Annotated in this window: 4 protein-coding genes and 3 pseudogenes; all 7 read right to left on the bottom strand. The window is 71.1% G+C overall.

Translation table 11 applies throughout. The annotated features are described in order from the left end of the window. Positions 1-303, bottom strand: a pseudogene (locus ABZ899_RS36370) (hypothetical protein); the annotation flags it as partial. A 46-nt stretch (positions 304-349) separates the two neighbouring features. Then, a pseudogene (locus ABZ899_RS36375) lies at positions 350-709 on the bottom strand (sulfite oxidase); the annotation flags it as partial. Continuing rightward, positions 694-852, bottom strand: a complete 159-nt coding sequence (locus ABZ899_RS36380) for a hypothetical protein (RefSeq protein ID WP_361355168.1) — start codon at positions 850-852, stop codon at positions 694-696. The gene ABZ899_RS36380 and the pseudogene ABZ899_RS36375, both read right to left, overlap by 16 nt. A gap of 3 nt (positions 853-855) precedes the next feature. Then, positions 856-1,023 (bottom strand): hypothetical protein, encoded by a 168-nt coding sequence (locus ABZ899_RS36385; RefSeq protein WP_361355171.1) that lies wholly within the window; start codon positions 1,021-1,023, stop codon positions 856-858. Between the two features lie 516 nt (positions 1,024-1,539). After that, the gene (locus ABZ899_RS36390) at positions 1,540-2,781 is read right to left on the bottom strand and encodes a vanadium-dependent haloperoxidase (RefSeq protein WP_361355173.1); all 1,242 of its coding nucleotides are present in this window, start codon (positions 2,779-2,781) and stop codon (positions 1,540-1,542) included. A gap of 400 nt (positions 2,782-3,181) precedes the next feature. Then, positions 3,182-3,484, bottom strand: a pseudogene (locus ABZ899_RS36395) (sulfonate ABC transporter ATP-binding protein); the annotation flags it as partial. Positions 3,485-3,695: 211 nt separating this feature from the next. Beyond that, on the bottom strand, positions 3,696-4,262 hold the full coding sequence (locus tag ABZ899_RS36400; RefSeq protein WP_361355176.1) for a hypothetical protein: 567 nt from the start codon (positions 4,260-4,262) through the stop codon (positions 3,696-3,698). Between the last annotated feature and the right edge of the window lie 545 nt (positions 4,263-4,807).

The following is a 4,807-nucleotide window of genomic DNA, read 5'->3' on the forward strand; positions in this document are numbered from 1 at the left end:
GGCGTTGGCCGTCAGCAGCTTGACGCCCCGCTTCTTCGCCTCGTCCCTGATGGACTGGGTCTCGGCGATGCGGAACTGGTTGGTCTCCTTCTCCGCGCGCGTCAGGGGCTGACGTCTGCGCGCCCGCGCCGGCCAGTCGTCCCGCTCGGCCCGCTGCGCTTCTCCCGAACAGGAGCCCCCATGGCCACTCCCCTGCCGTCCGCCACCCGCGAGATCCGGCTCGTCACTGCCCCTGAGGGGCTGCCCGGCCCCGAGCATTTCGCCGTCGTCGCCCAGCCACTGCCGACGCCCGGCCCCGAACAAGCCCTCGTCCGCGACCGGTACTTCCTTGTGTTCCCCGGGCTGCGCACACGGTCACCGGGTGGCGCACCACCGCGTCGAACAGATAGCCCTGCGTGTTGAACACGGCGGTGTCCGGCTGGGTGTGGCCCGCCGTGTCCGTGGCGCCTGCCAGCAAATGTGTCGGGCCGGGCGTACCAGGTGTCCAGGGGACGGACCAGCGCGTCCAGGTGCCGGAACGCGGCCCGTCGTGCAGTCGGGCCCGCCGCCATTTCGTCCCACCATCGGTGCTGACGTCGACCCGCACAACGGCGCCCGCACCCGACCAGGACCGGCCGTGCAGCACCTGGCTCTCCCCTGCCGGGAACGTCGCGCCGCTACCCAGCTCGAAGGCGCCCTTGATCGTCTGCCGGGTCAGCGGCGCACTCCCGCCGCGATCGCGTGGGCGGTCCACTTGACCGATCCGTCGGGCCACTGGCCGGGGACCCAGGTCTGGAGGGGCACGTCGTCACCGGCCGCGGTCGTCAGCCGGAAGCTCTGGTTCGGCCGGTACGTGCCGCGCTTCCACGGCACCCCTCAGGTGGCACCGGCGTGGATCTCGGGCGCCGAGCCCTCCAGCCAGTGGAGCTCGGTGTCGTCGCCGTCCGCCGCGGCGGCGGTGCGGGACAGGGCCCAGGAGAACGGGGCGGCGGCGGCCGCGGCTGCGGCGCCCTTGATGACGGTGCGTCGGTCGACGCCAGACACGGTGACCTCCGAAGGCGCTAGAAAGCGCTTGCACAACAACGGAGTTCACTGTGTCCCCACTCCTCCCTCACTGTCGACGCTCTGGGCACGCCTGCCACAAGACCGCAATGCAGTGATCATGAACGCGCAAGACTCGCGCGCGGACGCACCGGGGGCCGGACCCGCGACCGGGGCCCGGCCTTCCTACGCGAGCGCATCAGGGCACGCCCTGGTCGACCGGGCCCTGTACCCGACCCGGACTCCGACAGCAGGCTCCGGTTCCTGACCCGGGGAGCGGCACTTGCGCGAGGTGCTTCGGCGGCTGAGCGTGGGTCCGGGCTGCTCAGTCCGCGAGGCGTCGGCGGCAGGCCCCGCGGTCGGCAGGTTGCGCCGCAGCAGCGCGCCGGGCGGCCGATGGACTCGCGGCCCGCCGCCCCACCGGGGCCTCGCACGACAGCGGGGGCCTTCGGTGCGGCCACGGACTGCGTTGCGCTTCCGCGACGAAGTGGGCTCCGCGATGCCGGTGAGAGCCGGAGGTCAGTGGGAAGTGAGGAGTCGTCCCGCGTTCCGCAGAACGTACCCTGCCACGTTCGTGCCGAGCGTGATCCCCGCCTCGTCGGCCGACCGGGTGTGGATACCGGAGAAGACCCGGGCGTCGACGTTCTCGTCCGAGAGCTGCTTCCAGGTGGTGTAGGTCCGGGTCACCCCGGGCGCGGTGGGGCTGGTCAGGGCGAACGGCGCGGTGCGCGGCCCGACGAGCGCCGACAGCACGGTCTCCGCTGCACCCGAGTAGGTGTTGTGGCCGCTCGGATAGTCCGGATGCGCGGGAGTGGTGTGCAGCGGCGTCCAGTCCGGGTCGGGGTCGATGGTGCCGTTACGGATCGCGGTGACGGCACGCCAGCGTTCATAGGCGTACTTGCTGTCGGAGGTGGCGATCTGTGTGTCCACCAGTGCGACGTGGAAGAGCGCGACCAGCCGCGCCTGCCCGGCGATGCCCTGGTCCGTGCGGGAGAGCGCCACGCGCAGCGGCTCCGTGTACAGGGTGAGGGAGGAGCCGAGCCAGAAGGTGGCGGTCTCGGTCTGCCGGGTGCTGCGGGCCGTGCTGTCGACGGCTCCGTACGCCCGCACTTCGGCGAGGTCGGCGGCGTAGCGCCGGGAGTCCAGGGCAGGCGGCGGGTCAAGCCGGGACTGACTCTGCGTCTTCAGCAGGAACGGCTCGGCGAGACGGTTGCCGTACTGGGCCGCCGGGGCGTAGGCGGGTGGCGTCGGCTGCCACACGCCGGGGGCCGCGGGCTTCACGGCATACGGCGCGTTGACCGAGGTGGGGTCGAGGCCGTCGCCCTCCCTCGACTTGAGGACGAGGTCGGCCTGCCGCTCCCCCGCCGCGACGCCGCGGTCCTCGGCCGGGCCGTCGGGGATCGCGTCGAGGGTCTCCTTCAGCGTGGCGTCGAGTTGCTCCGCGCGGCTCGGTGCCAGCTTCACCAGCGCCCGGTGCACAGCCGCGGCGAGCGCCGCCTCCTGATACGCGCCGCGCTCGACACCGGCGTGCACGCTCCGGGTCGCCCGCGCGGCCGCGAGCCAACTGATGGCCCAGGTACGGCTGTTGGTGATCTGGGTGGACGCCCCGGCCGTCGCGACGGTCTCGGCTGTGGCGTCGTACCAAGCGAGCACCGTAGACGTACGGCCGGCAGCTGAGGCCTGGGGAACCGTGACGGACGCGGTCAGCAGCGCCGTCGCGCCCAGGACGACGAGGGCGGTCCTGGATCTGGTCGAATTCACGCGTTCTCCTTCAGTTTCGGTGGGTGAGAGAGGCCAGAGAGGTGTGGTTGCCGACGGGGCGCGGCAGTCGTGGTGGTCGCGCGGCGTGGTGCCCTGGGCACGCGGTGCGGAACAGGCGGGCTGCTCCAGCGTGCCCGCGACACACGGTGGCCGCAGGCACCCCCTCGAGGTGGTGCGGCAGCTGGAGCGAAGTCCGGGCTGGGTGAGTCGTCGAACTTCTTGCGCGGCGAACGTCCTTCCACCTCGGTCGAGCCACGGACAGCCACTTCAACGGCTCCAGCCGGAAGTGGCCGGAGTGGCGGACGTGTCGGCCGGAGACGGGCCGTCCGCGATGAGGACGGCGTGGACAGTGGCCCGTTCGGCGGTGCGGGTGAGGTCCTGGTCGGCTGCCGCGGTTCGGTCATGCCGAGATGCCGTCCTCCGCGAGGTCCACTCCCAGCTCTGCCAGCAGGCGGTCACGCAGGGCCGCGTACTCGGAGCTGCCGTGGCGGCGCGGTGCCGGTAGCTCCACCGGGAGGTCGGCGGCGATCCGGCCCCGGTCGAGCACCACTACCCGGTCCGCGAGGACGATCGCCTCGTCGACGTCGTGCGTGACCAGGAGCACGGCGCGCCGGTGCCGTTCGCACAGCCGGAGCAGCAGGACGTGCATCCTGATCCGGGTCAGGGCGTCCAGTGCCCCGAACGGCTCGTCGGCGAGCAGCAGTATGCGAGAAATCATTCATTCCTTCACAGAAAGAAAGGCCACCGCCACAGGAGACGTCACCGAGAGACAGCCAAAGGCGGAACCAGGGTGGAAGAAACGAGGCAGCGCGGTGAAGGTCAGCTACACACCGCGGTGGCGACGCGCATCAGATCAATGGCCCGCCGTTTGCGAAGGCGCTCGAAGATCCGCATGGGCCGAACCTAACTACGGGTCAAAAGATGGTCAAGGCGAGCCTCTCCGCTTGACTGTCCTGCAACGACACCTTCTTGTGCGGGCCATGTTCTCGTTGCAAACGCGCACTCCCGGTACGGGCGGTCACGTCGTCCCCCTTGAGGACGGAGACCGCGCCGGCGTGGGCCGCCGACGCGGGTACTGACGGGCGGGGTGGTGTTCCGGCACGGTGCAGCAGTGACAGCAGCAGCGCTACGGCGAGCAGACCGGCGCAGACGCAGGAAGCCAGCGCGTACCCGGCCCGAGCGTGGCTGCCTCCCGGCGGACCGGAAGCGGCGTGCAGATATACCGCGGGGACGGCGCTGAGACAGACAGCCGTCGCGATGCGCTGGGCCATCTGCAGGATGCCGCCGCCCACTCCGGCGGCCTCTGCCGGAGCGTGCTGGAGCACCTGAGTCTGATTGGGCGAGACGGTCAGCCCTCCGGCGACACCGGACATCAGCTGCGTTCCCGCCAAGGCCACGGGCAGCACCGACGGCTGCGCCCAGAGTGCGACCGCCGCCCCCATCAGCGCGGCGCCGATGCCCAGGGTCAGGCCGACGGTCACCGTACGCTGCCCGATCCGCCGCACTAGCAGCCGGGCATTGCGCCCGGCCCGGACGGTGGTCGGACCTCTGATCAGCGTCTCCGACGGCACCCCTCGGACCCGGTGACACCACCCCCTAGGTCATCCGTTCGATAGGGGGCAAAAGTCATGCCGGGTCCGAGGCCAGCGGCCCTCTTGCAGGACCGCGAAAAACATAACGGGGCAGCCCGACCTGGGGGGTGGGTGCGGTCACTGGGGATCACCCCTCGCTAGCAGGCGCGGCCGCCGGGCCGGAGGCCCTCGCAGCCCATCCTGGCGGCGCCCGTCGATCCGGAGCCACGGTGGTGAGGGACGTGGGGTCGGGGAGGCGGTCGACTTTTCCTGTGAGCCGGGGAGTTGTCCTGTGTCCAGGGGAGCTGTCGTGGGAACGCGGTGTATCCGGCGGTAACAGGACCGCCCAGAAGTTGGCCACTTAGAACTCCTAACGAAATGATCTTCGAGGTGGTTGGATCACTCCGGGACTGATGATCCGGGGGTGCGAGGTGGCGCGGCCGAAGCCGTGGGAA

It is taken from the genome of Streptomyces sp. NPDC046859, from assembly GCF_040645135.1.
Taxonomy (GTDB): Bacteria; Actinomycetota; Actinomycetes; order Streptomycetales; family Streptomycetaceae; genus Streptomyces.